The sequence below is a fragment of the Serratia sp. 14-2641 genome, assembly GCF_001692375.1.
GTDB lineage: Bacteria > Pseudomonadota > Gammaproteobacteria > Enterobacterales > Enterobacteriaceae > Chania > Chania fonticola_C.
This window is the reverse complement of sequence record NZ_LXKR01000015.1, coordinates 105,907-118,927: the sequence shown is the minus strand read 5'-3', so window position 1 is coordinate 118,927 and position 13,021 is coordinate 105,907. Positions and strand designations below refer to the sequence as shown.

At 52.6% G+C, this 13,021-nt stretch carries 16 protein-coding genes; 6 read left to right on the top strand and 10 right to left on the bottom strand.

Going from position 1 to position 13,021, the window contains the following annotated elements:
• Window positions 1-14 precede the first annotated feature (14 nt).
• The 4 genes from cgtA to rplU all read right to left on the bottom strand — a co-directional run bounded on the left by cgtA (window position 15) and on the right by rplU (window position 2,869).
• Complete coding sequence (cgtA, locus tag A6U95_RS08020; protein WP_021179040.1) at window positions 15-1,187, bottom strand: Obg family GTPase CgtA; 1,173 nt, start codon at window positions 1,185-1,187, stop codon at window positions 15-17.
• A 16-nt stretch (window positions 1,188-1,203) separates the two neighbouring features.
• The gene (locus tag A6U95_RS08015; protein ID WP_021807524.1) at window positions 1,204-2,175 is read right to left on the bottom strand and encodes a DMT family transporter; all 972 of its coding nucleotides are present in this window, start codon (window positions 2,173-2,175) and stop codon (window positions 1,204-1,206) included.
• Between the two features lie 107 nt (window positions 2,176-2,282).
• Window positions 2,283-2,540 (bottom strand): 50S ribosomal protein L27, encoded by a 258-nt coding sequence (gene rpmA, locus A6U95_RS08010; protein ID WP_004933559.1) that lies wholly within the window; start codon window positions 2,538-2,540, stop codon window positions 2,283-2,285.
• Between the two features lie 17 nt (window positions 2,541-2,557).
• Complete coding sequence (gene rplU, locus A6U95_RS08005; RefSeq protein WP_004955927.1) at window positions 2,558-2,869, bottom strand: 50S ribosomal protein L21; 312 nt, start codon at window positions 2,867-2,869, stop codon at window positions 2,558-2,560.
• Window positions 2,870-3,138: 269 nt separating this feature from the next.
• Here rplU and ispB point away from each other — a divergent pair, with 269 nt between their 5' ends.
• On the top strand, window positions 3,139-4,110 hold the full coding sequence (ispB, locus tag A6U95_RS08000) for an octaprenyl diphosphate synthase (protein WP_021807527.1): 972 nt from the start codon (window positions 3,139-3,141) through the stop codon (window positions 4,108-4,110).
• Between the two features lie 44 nt (window positions 4,111-4,154).
• Here ispB and A6U95_RS07995 read toward each other — a convergent pair whose 3' ends face one another.
• The gene (locus tag A6U95_RS07995) at window positions 4,155-4,529 is read right to left on the bottom strand and encodes a DNA-binding protein (RefSeq protein ID WP_065684104.1); all 375 of its coding nucleotides are present in this window, start codon (window positions 4,527-4,529) and stop codon (window positions 4,155-4,157) included.
• Between the two features lie 265 nt (window positions 4,530-4,794).
• Window positions 4,795-5,151, bottom strand: a complete 357-nt coding sequence (locus A6U95_RS07990; protein ID WP_024529083.1) for a DNA-binding protein — start codon at window positions 5,149-5,151, stop codon at window positions 4,795-4,797.
• Between the two features lie 181 nt (window positions 5,152-5,332).
• Between A6U95_RS07990 and A6U95_RS29645 the strand changes: the two genes are divergently transcribed.
• Window positions 5,333-5,593, top strand: a complete 261-nt coding sequence (locus tag A6U95_RS29645; protein WP_071783710.1) for a helix-turn-helix transcriptional regulator — start codon at window positions 5,333-5,335, stop codon at window positions 5,591-5,593.
• Window positions 5,594-5,655: 62 nt separating this feature from the next.
• Here A6U95_RS29645 and mdh read toward each other — a convergent pair whose 3' ends face one another.
• Together mdh and A6U95_RS31685 are read right to left on the bottom strand one after the other, a co-directional pair.
• Window positions 5,656-6,594 (bottom strand): malate dehydrogenase, encoded by a 939-nt coding sequence (mdh, locus tag A6U95_RS07985; protein ID WP_021179035.1) that lies wholly within the window; start codon window positions 6,592-6,594, stop codon window positions 5,656-5,658.
• Between the two features lie 250 nt (window positions 6,595-6,844).
• Window positions 6,845-6,970 carry a hypothetical protein gene (locus tag A6U95_RS31685; protein ID WP_256388584.1) on the bottom strand — a complete coding sequence of 42 codons (126 nt, stop codon included), beginning with the start codon at window positions 6,968-6,970 and terminating at the stop codon, window positions 6,845-6,847.
• A gap of 89 nt (window positions 6,971-7,059) precedes the next feature.
• Here A6U95_RS31685 and argR point away from each other — a divergent pair, with 89 nt between their 5' ends.
• From argR to yhcN (A6U95_RS07970), 3 genes are all read left to right on the top strand, one after another.
• The gene (gene argR, locus A6U95_RS07980) at window positions 7,060-7,530 is read left to right on the top strand and encodes a transcriptional regulator ArgR (protein WP_021179033.1); all 471 of its coding nucleotides are present in this window, start codon (window positions 7,060-7,062) and stop codon (window positions 7,528-7,530) included.
• 403 nt (window positions 7,531-7,933) lie between these two features.
• The gene (gene yhcN, locus A6U95_RS07975) at window positions 7,934-8,197 is read left to right on the top strand and encodes a peroxide/acid stress response protein YhcN (RefSeq protein WP_065684103.1); all 264 of its coding nucleotides are present in this window, start codon (window positions 7,934-7,936) and stop codon (window positions 8,195-8,197) included.
• Window positions 8,198-8,329: 132 nt separating this feature from the next.
• Window positions 8,330-8,593, top strand: a complete 264-nt coding sequence (gene yhcN, locus A6U95_RS07970) for a peroxide/acid stress response protein YhcN (RefSeq protein WP_021179031.1) — start codon at window positions 8,330-8,332, stop codon at window positions 8,591-8,593.
• Between the two features lie 212 nt (window positions 8,594-8,805).
• On the opposite strand, the gene mpl is transcribed toward yhcN (A6U95_RS07970), so the two are convergent.
• Window positions 8,806-10,185, bottom strand: a complete 1,380-nt coding sequence (mpl, locus tag A6U95_RS07965; RefSeq protein WP_024483358.1) for a UDP-N-acetylmuramate:L-alanyl-gamma-D-glutamyl-meso-diaminopimelate ligase — start codon at window positions 10,183-10,185, stop codon at window positions 8,806-8,808.
• A gap of 170 nt (window positions 10,186-10,355) precedes the next feature.
• On the opposite strand from mpl, the gene fbp reads away from it, so the two are divergent.
• Window positions 10,356-11,360 (top strand): class 1 fructose-bisphosphatase, encoded by a 1,005-nt coding sequence (fbp, locus tag A6U95_RS07960; protein WP_029711176.1) that lies wholly within the window; start codon window positions 10,356-10,358, stop codon window positions 11,358-11,360.
• Between the two features lie 34 nt (window positions 11,361-11,394).
• Here fbp and A6U95_RS07955 read toward each other — a convergent pair whose 3' ends face one another.
• Window positions 11,395-12,948, bottom strand: a complete 1,554-nt coding sequence (locus tag A6U95_RS07955) for a methyl-accepting chemotaxis protein (protein WP_065684102.1) — start codon at window positions 12,946-12,948, stop codon at window positions 11,395-11,397.
• Window positions 12,949-13,021 lie beyond the last annotated feature (73 nt).

Genomic DNA, 13,021 nt, shown 5'->3' with positions numbered 1-13,021 from the left:
TTTATTACGCAGAATTACTTCTGGTAGACGATTTCGACGCCTTCGTCGTCATCTTCATCCCAGTCATCATCCCAATCGTCATCCGCTTCAGCTTCCACTTCAGCGATCTGCTCACGGTGGTAATCATCCCACATGAACTCGACTTTTTCCGGCGCGCTTTCTTCGATCGCCATGGCTTTAGGTTGCGTATTGATGAAGTTCATCACGTCCCAGCACAGCGCGTTAACGCCTTCGCGGTTCGCAGCGGAGATCATGTAGTACTTACCTTCCCACCCCATGCCTTCTACGATCGCCTTGGCACGCTCGGCAGCCTCTTCCTCGTCCAGCAGGTCAACTTTGTTGAACACCAGCCAGCGTGGCTTGTGTGACAGATTCTCGCTGTACTGGTTGAGCTCGTTGATGATGACCTTGGCATTCTCTACCGGATCGGACTCATCGATCGGAGCAATGTCCACCAGATGCAGCAACACGCGGCAGCGCTCCAGGTGTTTCAGGAAACGGATCCCCAGGCCAGCACCTTCATGTGCACCTTCGATCAGGCCAGGAATGTCCGCCACCACGAAGCTTTGTTCATGGTCCATACGTACCACGCCCAGGCTCGGTACCAGCGTGGTGAACGGGTAATCCGCCACTTTTGGCTTGGCGGCAGAAACCGCGCGAATGAAGGTCGACTTACCAGCGTTCGGCAGACCCAACATGCCCACATCCGCCAGCAGCAGCAGCTCCAGCAGGATATCGCGCATCTCGCCCTTGGTACCCAACGTTTTTTGGCGCGGAGCACGGTTTACCGAGGATTTGAAACGGGTGTTACCCAGGCCGTGCCAACCGCCCTTCGCCACCATCAGACGCTGTTGATGGCGGGTCATATCGCCGAGGATCTCACCGGTGCCCTGATCCTGCACACGGGTACCGACCGGAACTTTGATTTCGACGTCTTTACCGCGTTTACCGGTACAGTCACGGCTCTGACCATTCTGGCCACGTTCGGCACGGAAGGATTTTTCAAAGCGGTAATCGATCAGGGTATTCAGGTTTTCGTCTGCCACCAGGTAGACGTCACCGCCGTCACCGCCGTCACCGCCATCTGGCCCACCGTTCGGGATGTATTTTTCGCGGCGGAAGCTGACGCAACCATTACCGCCATCACCTGCCACGACCAGGATCGCTGCTTCATCTACAAACTTCATTTACCGTCTCCGTAACTCATTCACCGGGCCGCTTCAAAGAAGCAACCAGGTTGGTTTCTGCCCGTCGCGGCCACCAACGGTGACCAATTGCGGAAAACATGGCGCCTGCAACCACCACAAAAGCACCTACGTAGCCAACGACATTCAATGCCGGGGCCGTAAATACCTGTGGCCAGGCCAGCGCCAATAAATCTGAAAACAGCAGGGTAAACAGGGGAGTCAGCGTGATTAACGCACTCACCTGGGCCGCCTGCCAGCGCGCCATCGCTTCCGCCAGCGCACCATAACCAATCAGCGTGTTAGCGCCACAGAACAGCAGACAGGCCAATTGCCAGCCGCTGAGCTGGAAAATCACCGCTGGCTTCGCAAGCGGAAATAACGCGATCGCACATAAAGTGTACAACAAGACCAGGATCTGCGGTGAGGCCAATCGACGCAGTAATACTTTCTGCGCCACGCCATAGGTCACCCAAACCATGGCTGCACACACGCCCAACAACACACCGAGCGTGTAGTCTGTGAACTGAGTGAAGATCTCAATCAGGCTGACGTTGAAAAACAGCATCAGCCCGCAGATCAGCATCAGAGCGCCAATCACCTGAGTGATACGCATCCTTTCTTTCAGGATCAATACGCTGGCGAACATCATGCCCACCGGCGAGAGTTGGCCGATAACCTGCGAGGCTGTCGGACTCAAATATTGCAGCGAAGAGCTGAAGAAGACAAAGTTGCCCAACAACCCGGCAGTGGCGATCGCCAGCAACAGCAACCAGCGGGGTTGACGGAACATTTTCACCGGAGGTAAACGCCCGCGCACTGCCAGGATCATCCCCAGGCCGATGGCGGCAATCGTAAAGCGATACCAGACGATGGTAAACGGCTCCATCACTTCCAGCACTTCTTTCATTGCGATAGGCAGGGCGCCCCAGCAAACCGCTGTGGTGACCGCCAGAAAAATACCAACGCCAGCCTGCTGTTTTTTTTCCATCTTCTCACTGTCTGTGCGTTGTGCCGCCAAGCACAAGCAATCTATAAATGTAAAAAGCCCCGCAACGAATTGCGGGGCTTAACATCTATTTCGTAAGGCTCGAAAAATTATTCAGCTTCGATGCTGATAAATTTACGATTGCTCGGGCCTTTAACTTCGAATTTGACTTTACCGTCTTTCAAAGCAAACAGAGTGTGGTCTTTGCCGCAACCCACGTTGGTACCAGCGTGGAATTTGGTGCCGCGCTGACGAACGATGATGCTGCCTGCCAGTACTGCTTCGCCGCCAAAGCGTTTTACGCCCAGACGTTTAGCTTCTGAATCGCGACCGTTACGAGTCGAGCCGCCAGCCTTTTTGTGTGCCATTAATCCGCTCTCCTAACTTAAGCGCTGATGCCGGTGATTTTAACATCAGTGAACCACTGACGGTGACCTTGCTGCTTACGATAGTGCTTACGACGACGAAACTTAACAATCTTGATCTTTTCGCCACGACCGTGAGCAACCACTTCAGCTTTGATCTTACCGCCATCGACGAAAGGAACGCCGATTTTGATATCTTCGCCATTAGCGATCATCAGAATCTGGTCAAACTCAACCGCTTCACCAGTTGCGATGTCCAGCTTTTCCAAGCGAACGGTCTGACCTTCGCTTACTCGGTGTTGTTTACCACCACTTTGGAAAACCGCGTACATATAAAACTCCGCTTTCCGCGTGCCCAACTGTTCAGTACAGAGCGCGCTATAAATATTCACAATAGGGCGCGAATTCTACGCAATAATCCCGCATATGACAAGAGCAGATTAGGGCCAGAAGGTGAAAAAAGAAGAAAAAAAACACAGTTTCTCTCACAACGTTTATCTGGGCCGATTTTCAAGTACAATCAACAGGACAGTTACCGCCATGTACCGATGTGAGCAGCGTTCTCATCGCGGTCAACAGAAACACAGCTGAAAAAAATACAATGAACCTAGAACAAATTACTGAGTTAACCGCGCAAGATATGGCGGCCGTGAACGCAACAATTCTCGAACAGTTGAATTCCGATGTCACGCTCATCAATCAACTTGGCTATTACATTATCAGCGGTGGCGGTAAGCGCATTCGCCCGATGATCGCCGTTCTGGCGGCGCGGGCCTTGCACTATCAAGGTGATAAACACATTGCCGTCGCTGCCCTGATAGAGTTCATCCATACCGCTACCCTGTTGCACGATGACGTGGTGGATGAGTCCGACATGCGCCGTGGCAAGGCGACTGCCAACGCGGCGTTTGGCAATGCTGCCAGCGTGTTGGTGGGTGATTTCATTTATACGCGTGCTTTCCAGATGATGACCAGCCTGGAATCGCTGCGCGTGCTGGCAGTCATGTCCGAAGCGGTCAACGTAATCGCCGAAGGTGAAGTGCTGCAGTTGATGAACGTCAACGATCCGAATATCAGTGAAGAAAACTATATGCGGGTCATCTACAGCAAAACCGCTCGTCTGTTTGAGGCAGCAGCCCAGTCATCAGCCATCCTCTCCGAGGCTAACCCGGCCGAAGAGCAGGCGCTGCAAGACTATGGCCGCTATCTTGGCACGGCATTCCAACTGATCGACGATCTGCTGGACTACAGTGCAGACGGCGTGACCCTGGGTAAAAATACCGGCGATGACTTGAACGAGGGCAAGCCGACGCTGCCGTTGTTGCATGCGATGCATAATGGCAATGCCGAGCAGTCTGCGATGATCCGTGGCGCGATTGAACAGGGGAATGGCCGCCATCTGCTGGAGCCGGTTCTGGCTACCATGCAGGAGTGTGGTTCACTCACCTATACACGTCAGCGCGCGGAAGAAGAAGCGGACAAGGCGATCGCCGCATTGCAGATTTTGCCCGACTCTCCTTATCGAACCGCACTGGAAGGATTAGCGCATCTGGCGGTTCAACGAGACTTTTAAGAAATTTAAGTTTCTTAATATTCAAATAGGCCTGTTTTGCAGGCCTATTTATTTGCCTTGCTAATGAGATCCAGCAGCCCCGCAGCCCCATTCTCCGCCAGAAAACTCAATAAAACCGCGTATTCATCAGATTTCATACCTGCCAGATAGCTCTGCAAACGTGCCCAAGGAACGCCATCACAGGAGACGGTATAAGCCGCCGGTTTCTCTGCGGCAAGGGGATATCGCTGGGGATTCAACTCGTTTTGAGTCGAGAGGGGTAGGCTGCTGATATGATACTCCTTAGTCACCCCCTGCTTGCCAAAACGCCGCTGCCATCGCCAGTTTTGCTCACGTGCTCGCTGATTGATCCCTTGTGGGGAGCAGCCCAATTCGCCCTTCTCTTTCAGTTCGTTGGCGGTAAACCACTCCTTGTTCATTCCCCCTCCTTGATCTCGGCGTTGCCCCTAACTGACTTATCAGGCTTTTCAGTTGCATGAACAACTAATGCCAATAAGTTAGTTATAACATTAACCAGGCCGTTGCCAAAAACCAAAAACCGGGCGAAACACTCAAGAAACATTTATCAAATAAGGAGCAAAAAACACGGAAGCTATGCAGAAAGGAGCTTGGCGGGAGCAACATATGGCTAATCGGACGCAGCATGCAGCGCCCCTATGTAGCGCAGGTCAGTTGAGGAATGACTCACTGCTTATTTTTTTCAGCAATCCAGGTCAGCAGGCTATCCATACCTTCGCGCATCAAAAACGCCATCACTTTGCCACGCTCACTGTCTGAAAGTTGGTAATAGTATTCAACCCACACTGCAAGTGGATCCTGACGCCCGGCCTCGTAGATCGCAGGCTCTTCGCGCAATACCAGCAGATTTTTGACGCCGGTTGGCAAGCTGTCGATATGATATTCCAGCGCCTTGCCTTGCACGCCTTTGCGGCGACGGCTGAGCCAATTTTCGCGCCGGGCCATCAGATTGATTCCCTGTGTAGAGGACGGTAATCCTGCGATGCCTATCAGTTCCTTGGCAGCAAACCACTCGTTTTTCATAGCCATGATCTCGGGACAATAGTGTGGCAAGACAAATTTTTCAGAAACCATAAGGTATTTTTGGGAAACTTGGTGGTATCCTAGTTTCTGAATAAACGCTTCACGTTGTTCAAACGATTAATACTGACCTGTTAGTTATACCACTAACAGAACTTTCTCTAATCAAAAAAGGAATGAAAATATGAATTCACGGGACCCAGATTGGCATCCAGCAGACGTCATCGCGGCTTTGAAGAAGAGAGGTACCACTCTGGCAGCGGTTTCACGGGGGGCAGGGTTAAGTTCATCGACGTTGGCCAACGCACTGTCACGTCCTTGGCCCAAGGGAGAGTGGTTGATTGCTGATGCACTGAACGTACATCCGGCAGAGATCTGGCCGAGCAGGTATTTTGATCCGCTTACCCATCATCTGCGAGATCGGAAAAGTCGAATCAAATCATGATAAACATAAGAAAGCCGCCGGATTCGGCCCGGCGGCTTATCAAAACATCACATACTGAGGGATCAGTTGTTGATAAACTTCTCGCCCAGTTCGATATCTTTGTGCAGTACGTCCAGCATTTCGCTCAGCGCTTTTTGCTCGAAGGCGCTCAGGGTACCGATGTCTTTACGCTCTTCGATACCGTTTTTGCCCAGCAGCAGTGGCTGTGCAAAGAAGCGGGCATATTTGCCATCCCCTTCAACATAGGCACATTCCACTACGCCTTTCTCACCGCTCAACGCACGCACCAGAGACAGGCCAAAACGTGCAGCAGCCTGGCCCATAGATAAGGTTGCAGAGCCGCCACCGGCTTTGGCTTCAACCACTTCGGTACCCGCGTTCTGGATACGTTTGGTCAAATCAGCCACTTCCTGATCGCTAAAGCTTACGCCTGGGATCTGCGATAGTAGAGGCAAGATGGTCACGCCTGAGTGGCCGCCAATCACCGGTACGTTCAGTTCTTCCGGTTGTTTGCCTTTCAGTTCAGCAACGAAGGTGTTTGAACGGATAATATCCAGCGATGTGATGCCAAACAGTTTGTTTTTGTCGTACACACCCGCTTTCTTCAACACTTCTGCCGCAATGGCCACCGTGGTATTCACCGGGTTGGTGATGATACCGATGCAGGCTTTCGGGCAGGTTTTAGCCACTTGCTCAATCAGGTTGCGTACGATGCCAGCGTTAACGTTGAACAGATCGGAACGATCCATCCCTGGTTTACGCGCAACGCCAGCAGAAATCAGCACCACGTCCGCACCGTGCAGCGCAGGGGTTGCATCTTCGCCACTGAAGCCTTTGATTTTAACTGCGGTTGGGATGTGGCTTAAGTCAACGGCAACGCCTGGGGTAACAGGGGCAATGTCGTAGAGGGAGAGTTCAGAACCTGAAGGAAGCTGGGTCTTGAGTAGAAGGGCGAGGGCCTGGCCAATACCGCCAGCAGCACCGAGAACTGCAACTTTCATCCTATACTCCTTTATTGTCTTAAATATAAAAGCGCCGTGAATTCTTTGGTCACGGACCTTAATTTATCACGCCTTTAAAAACAACCTCTTAACAGTCGGTTTTAGATCTGGCGCAATAAAATGGCCGATGTTGCGAGCATTTTAAAGTAAATAGCTTATGCATTAAGGGCATAGCGCACACTAATCGAAAATAGTGCCAAGCTTTTCACGATCGCGTTAACCGGCGGTTACATTACACCCTTACGTAACATCAGAACAACATCATTTTAATAACATTTTCTTTACCGGAGAGCTGACTCGCTTCCCGCACCGAAAGGGCATATTCATGAGCAACGGATTTTGTTAAAATCGCGCTCTTGCCTTTCTGTCTGGGCATTTTTGATTTTCCAGACGGCCCCCATATTGCATAAAAATGCATTTATATGCATAATAATCAGCTCTATTACCAACATTCCACGGTGCAAAATGCGTAATCCCGCAAAGCAGGAAGATCTGATCAAGGCGTTTAAGGCGTTATTGAAAGAAGAAAAATTCAGTTCTCAAGGCGAGATCGTTTTGGCGCTGCAAGAAGAAGGCTTCGAGAACATTAACCAGTCCAAGGTATCACGCATGCTGACCAAGTTCGGGGCGGTACGCACGCGTAATGCAAAAATGGAGATGGTGTACTGCCTCCCGGCCGAACTCGGAGTCCCAACCACCACCAGCCCGCTCAAGAATCTGGTGCTGGATGTGGACCATAACGACGCGGTGGTGGTGATCCATACCAGCCCAGGTGCGGCGCAGCTGATTGCCCGCCTGTTGGACTCACTGGGCAAATCCGAAGGGATCCTGGGTACCATTGCCGGTGACGACACCATTTTTGTCACTCCGGCCAGTTCATTTACCGCACGCCAACTGTTTGAAGCCATTCTCTCCTTGTTCGAACAGGAACTTTGATGCATTCAGCGCAGCCTGCGGCTCTCCGTCGCGGGCCGCTCATCCTTTATTAACCCTTCATTTACTTCTTCCGCACTGCCTACCACGTTTAAAACTGCCAATAAGCCGACTTGCAGCACATTTCAGTGACATTTCTGGGTGACTGGTGATAGTGACTGGAAGCTTCCGCACTTTTAGTCAAAAGCACTTAGCTCATTGAAATTACAAAAATTTAACATCAAAAGTGTATTTTATCGCCGTTTTTTATTCCATTAGGTTATTAAAAGTCACGGCCACCCCAATAAAGTTTCACTAGAAACTGTTAGTCAGCTATTAATTTTTGCCGTTACTAGATGTATACTCATTTTCGTGACGTAAATCACAGTTCATTGGAACTGATAAAAGAATACGAAGAGGATAAATCATGAAAATTAAAACTACCGTAGCAACAATGAGCCTGCTATCCATGCTGTCTTTCGGTGCATTTGCAGCACAATCCATTGATGCTTCACAGGCTGAAAAACTGCAGTCTGCCGGTACCATCACCGTGAGCGGCGTCGGTGCAGCACCTTCTGATATCCGTCAGGCGCTGTCTGCCAAAGCCGATGCTCAAGGCGCTACCGCTTACCGCGTGATCGAAGCTCGTAACGAAGGCAACTACCACGCTACCGCCGAGATTTACAAATAAGTACAAGATGTGATGTGAGCATTGCACGACAACTCTCTGGTAAAAAACAAGCAGATAACCGCCTTCAAGTATAAAAAACGCTGTAAAGCCCTTCCAGGCCGTTATCTCTGAACGATTAAGGATCGAAGTATCATGAACATGAAAACTACTCTCGTTGCACTTAGCCTGCTGTCTGCCGTTTCTTTCGGTGCTTCTGCGGCTAACCTGGTCACTGATGCCCAAGCCAGCAATCTGCAGTCCGTCGGCACCATTACCGCTAGCGGCGTGGGTGGCGCACCTTCTGATATCCGTCAGGCTCTGTCTGATAAAGCGGACCAGCAAGGGGCCAAAGCCTACCGTGTGATCGAAGCCTATGAAAATGGCAACTGGCACGCAACAGCTGAAATCTACAAGTAAAAAACCGAGGCCGCGTTTACTGAACTGACTACCCTCGTCACTGCCACTGCCGAGTTCTCAGGTAAACGCTAGTATCTTGGAAATTATCGTCGTCCTATCCGACGAACCCCATTGCCCTCGCTCGCGAGGGCTTTTTTATGGGCGTAAAAAAGGCCGCATCAGCGGCCTCATATTGGTAGGGTCGCCGCATGCGGCGCCCGTTTAGCTAAACGTCAGTAGGTTTCTTTCGGTTCGGCCTTGTTAGCCAGCCCTGCCAGCAGTTTGTCATGAATGCCGCCAAACCCGCCGTTGCTCATCACCAGAATATGGTCACCCGGCTGCGCGGTTTTCACAATCATCTCCACCAGCGTATCCAGATCGGCACTCCAGTGCGCGGGCTGGACGCAAGCTTCGGCAACTTCCGCTACCTGCCAAGGGATGTGGTGAGGCTGGAAAAGGAACACTTCATCGGCACGGCCAAGCGAGGGTGCCAGATCGTTTTTGCTGATCCCCATTTTCATGGTGTTTGAGCGAGGCTCCAGCACGGCCAGGATGCGTGCGGTGCCGCCCACTTTGCCACGCAGCGCCGCCAAGGTAGCCAGAATGGCGGTCGGATGATGGGCAAAGTCGTCATACACCGTGACGCCATTGGCTTCACCGCGCAATTCCAGACGGCGGCGGGCATTGATAAAGTCACCCAGCGCTCGGCAGGCATCGGCTGGCTGTACGCCAACATGGCGGGTGGCGGCGATCGCCATCAGGCCGTTATGCATGTTGTGTTCGCCCACCAGCGCCCAGTTAACCTCACCCACCTTCTCGCCGTTGAGGAACACTTCGTAATGGCTGGCATCCGTCGTCAGTTTGTGTGCACGCCACGCGCCCCCTTCCCCGACCCATTCCTGTTCGCTCCAGCATCCCATCGCCATCACCTGTTTCAGATGGGTGTCATTTTCCGGCAGGATAATCTTGCCTTGCCCCGGCACCAGGCGCACCAGGTGGTGGAACTGTTTCTGGATGGCTTTCAGATCGTCAAAAATATCGGCATGATCAAACTCGAGGTTGTTCATGATCAACGTGCGCGGGCAGTAATGAACAAACTTGGAGCGTTTGTCGAAGAAGGCACAGTCATACTCATCGGCTTCGATGACGAAGAACGGGCTACCGCCAAGACGGGCCGAAACATCAAAATTGCCCGGTACGCCACCGATCACAAAGCCCGGCTGATAGCCGCAGGCTTCCAGGATCCAGGTCGCCATCCCGGCGGTGGTGGTTTTACCGTGTGTTCCCGCTACCGCCAGCACCCAGCGATCGCGCAGGACATAATCATGCAGCCACTGAGGGCCAGACATGTAAGGAATGCTCTGTTCCAGCACCGCTTCTACGCAAGGATTACCACGGCTCATGGCATTGCCGATAATCACCAGATCCGGAGCCGGATCCAACTGGGCAGGATCGTAACCCTGGATCAGATCGATCCCCTGCTTTTCCAGCAAGGTGCTCATCGGAGGATAGACGTTGGCATCTGAACCGGTCACCTCGTGCCCCAGTGAACGAGCCAACATGGCTAGCCCACCCATAAAGGTGCCGCAGATCCCAAGAATATGTATGCGCATTAGGTTTCTCATTTTAGTGCATCGATTTACTGCCTATTCTAGCGCTCAGAATCGCTCAGAAGAAATGGATTTGCCTATGAATCGCAAGTTGCTTTGGGCTACACTGCTGACGAAAACGTTGGCGGTATGTTAACAAGCCGCTATCCATCCGTAGATTCAGGGATTGTGTCATGAAAACGTTAGGCGAATTTATCGTCGAGAAACAACACGACTTCTCTCACGCCACCGGTGAGCTGACCTCATTACTTTCTGCCATCAAACTGGGTGCCAAAATCATTCACCGTGATATCAACAAGGCAGGTTTAGTTGATATCTTGGGGACTAACGGCATTTCCAACGTTCAGGGCGAAGTTCAGATGAAGCTGGACCTGTTCGCGAACGAAAAGCTGAAAGCAGCGTTGAAGGCTCGTGGTGAAGTTGCGGGCATCGCTTCGGAAGAAGAAGACGAGATCGTGATTTTCGACGGCGAGCGAGCTGAGAATGGCAAGTATGTGGTGCTAATGGATCCGTTGGACGGTTCGTCCAACATTGATGTGAACGTCTCGGTCGGGACGATCTTCTCTATCTATCGCCGCATCACCCCGATTGGCACGCCAGTCACCGAAGAAGATTTCCTGCAGCCTGGCCATGCACAGGTAGCGGCCGGATATGTGGTTTATGGCTCCTCCACCATGCTGGTATACACCACCGGTTATGGCGTACATGCCTTCACCTACGATCCGTCTCTGGGGGTGTTCTGCCTCTCCCACGAGAAAGTGCGCTTCCCGGAAAAAGCCAATATGTATTCCATCAACGAAGGTAACTACATCAAGTTCCCGCTCGGGGTGAAGAAATACATCAAATACTGCCAAGAGCAGGATGAAGCCACCCAGCGCCCTTATACCTCACGCTATATCGGTTCACTGGTTGCCGACTTCCACCGTAACCTGCTCAAAGGCGGCATCTATATCTACCCAAGCACCGCCAGCCACCCACAGGGCAAGCTGCGTCTGCTGTATGAATGCAACCCGATGGCGTTCCTGGCTGAACAGGCCGGGGGTAAAGCCAGCGATGGCAAAAACCGCATTCTGGATATCGTGCCGCAACAGCTGCACCAGCGTGCGCCATTCTTCGTCGGAACCAAATCGATGGTAGAAGACGCCGAACGCTTTATTGCTGATTTCCCGGACCAGTAACGCTATAAAAGGGGCGGCATGCCGCCCCTTCACATCACAGTTTGAACACAGCCATACTCTGTGCCAATAGCTGCGCCTGCTCTTCCAAAGAGCGCGTTGCCGCCGCAGACTCTTCCACCAGCGCCGCATTCTGCTGTGCCACCTGATCCATTTGCACTACCGCCAGGTTAACCTGCTCGATACCACTGCTTTGTTCGCGAGTGGCCGCCGAGATTTCACGCATCAGCGCCGTGACGCGTCCGACTTCGCCGGTAATTCCGTTCATGGTCTTCGCCGCCGTCGCCGCCATCTGTTCACCTTCCCGTACGCGGTGTTGTGAAACTTCGATCAGCCCTTTGATCTCTTTGGCCGATTGCGCACTGCGTTGGGCCAGGCTGCGTACCTCACCGGCCACCACGGCAAAACCACGGCCTTGCTCACCGGCACGTGCCGCCTCTACCGCCGCGTTGAGCGCCAGGATATTGGTCTGGAAGGAGATACCGTCCATCACGCTGATGATGTCGGCGATGCGTCGGGAGCTGTCGGTAATGGCCTGCATCTTGCTCATCACCTGGCTGACCACGTCACTGCCCTGCTCGGCAATATCGGAAACGCTCAGTGCCAACTGGTTGGCCTGTTCGCAGTTTTCAGCATTCATTTTCACCGTAGAGGTCAACTGCTCCATACTGGCGGCGGTTTGCTCCAGCGAAGCGGCCGATTCCTCCGTACGCTGCGCCAGATGAACGTTACCCGCAGCCAACTCGCGGGAGCCGGTATCGATCTGGCTGCTGGCATCGCGGACTTTACTGACCGACATCACCAGCGATTGTTGCATACGTTGCATAGCGCGTACCAGGCGCCCCATTTCGGTATCTCCCTCACCGCTAATTTCGTGGGTCAGATCCCCGGCGGCGATATGCTCCAATTGGACGATCGACTCATCTAACGGGCGCAGCAAGATCACACGCATAGCAAACCAGGCCAGCGCCGCCAGTAACACGCTGAGCAGCCCAGCCGCAACGATCAGGATAATCTTGGTGCTGGCATTACTTTCTGCCTCATGCGCATGCTGCTGGCCAATATCCATGGCAAACGCGCGGAACTCACTAAGATCGGCTTCAAAAGCAATGCTCAGCTTAGAGATATGATTTTCTTGAATGGCGTAATAGTCATCCAACTTCCCCGCCTTTATCGCTGCCGCCATGGGCGCAATGCCTTGCTCCAGATAGGCGCGATAGCTCTCCTGCATCCGCATTGAAAATTGGCGACCCCGTTCGGTCACCGTTCCCACGTCGACAAAGCGCGCCATTTCCTTCTTCGACTGTTCCAGGTAGCCATAAATACGCCCCACCGAGGCGTCAGCAACCTCTATCTGACCAATCTCGCGTTGGCGTACTGCAAGCGAGGCCGCCGTTCTGGCCCGCAGCGCCAGGTTGGAGCTGTTGGCCAACGAACCCAGTTCTTCCCCCAGGATCTGGTTCAAAGTCTGTAGCGAACGTGTTCCGTCGTTAATGGCTTTAACCCCGATGATGCTGACAACAATCAACAGCAACGTCATCAGGCTCAACAGGGCTATCAGCCCGGCCTTAACGGTGATCTTCTTTAACATGAGTGTTTCCCGGCTTTAGAAAAAAGTAGCTTCAGATGTAGAGGAGGCAAGAAGGCAGGGTCAGCTAGCTGCT

Coding starts and splice junctions, on each gene's coding strand:
- yhcN (WP_065684103.1), top strand. CDS start 7,934: ATGAAAATTAAAACTACCGTAGCAACAATGAGCCTGCTATCCATGCTG.
- A6U95_RS07990 (WP_024529083.1), bottom strand. CDS start 5,151: ATGAAAAACGAGTGGTTTGCTGCCAAGGAACTGATAGGCATCGCAGGA.
- mdh (WP_021179035.1), bottom strand. CDS start 6,594: ATGAAAGTTGCAGTTCTCGGTGCTGCTGGCGGTATTGGCCAGGCCCTC.
- A6U95_RS31685 (WP_256388584.1), bottom strand. CDS start 6,970: ATGCCCAGACAGAAAGGCAAGAGCGCGATTTTAACAAAATCCGTTGCT.
- fbp (WP_029711176.1), top strand. CDS start 10,356: ATGAAAACGTTAGGCGAATTTATCGTCGAGAAACAACACGACTTCTCT.
- ispB (WP_021807527.1), top strand. CDS start 3,139: ATGAACCTAGAACAAATTACTGAGTTAACCGCGCAAGATATGGCGGCC.
- A6U95_RS07995 (WP_065684104.1), bottom strand. CDS start 4,529: ATGAACAAGGAGTGGTTTACCGCCAACGAACTGAAAGAGAAGGGCGAA.
- yhcN (WP_021179031.1), top strand. CDS start 8,330: ATGAACATGAAAACTACTCTCGTTGCACTTAGCCTGCTGTCTGCCGTT.
- argR (WP_021179033.1), top strand. CDS start 7,060: ATGCGTAATCCCGCAAAGCAGGAAGATCTGATCAAGGCGTTTAAGGCG.
- A6U95_RS29645 (WP_071783710.1), top strand. CDS start 5,333: ATGAATTCACGGGACCCAGATTGGCATCCAGCAGACGTCATCGCGGCT.
- A6U95_RS08015 (WP_021807524.1), bottom strand. CDS start 2,175: ATGGAAAAAAAACAGCAGGCTGGCGTTGGTATTTTTCTGGCGGTCACC.
- rpmA (WP_004933559.1), bottom strand. CDS start 2,540: ATGGCACACAAAAAGGCTGGCGGCTCGACTCGTAACGGTCGCGATTCA.
- mpl (WP_024483358.1), bottom strand. CDS start 10,185: ATGCGCATACATATTCTTGGGATCTGCGGCACCTTTATGGGTGGGCTA.
- A6U95_RS07955 (WP_065684102.1), bottom strand. CDS start 12,948: ATGTTAAAGAAGATCACCGTTAAGGCCGGGCTGATAGCCCTGTTGAGC.
- cgtA (WP_021179040.1), bottom strand. CDS start 1,187: ATGAAGTTTGTAGATGAAGCAGCGATCCTGGTCGTGGCAGGTGATGGC.
- rplU (WP_004955927.1), bottom strand. CDS start 2,869: ATGTACGCGGTTTTCCAAAGTGGTGGTAAACAACACCGAGTAAGCGAA.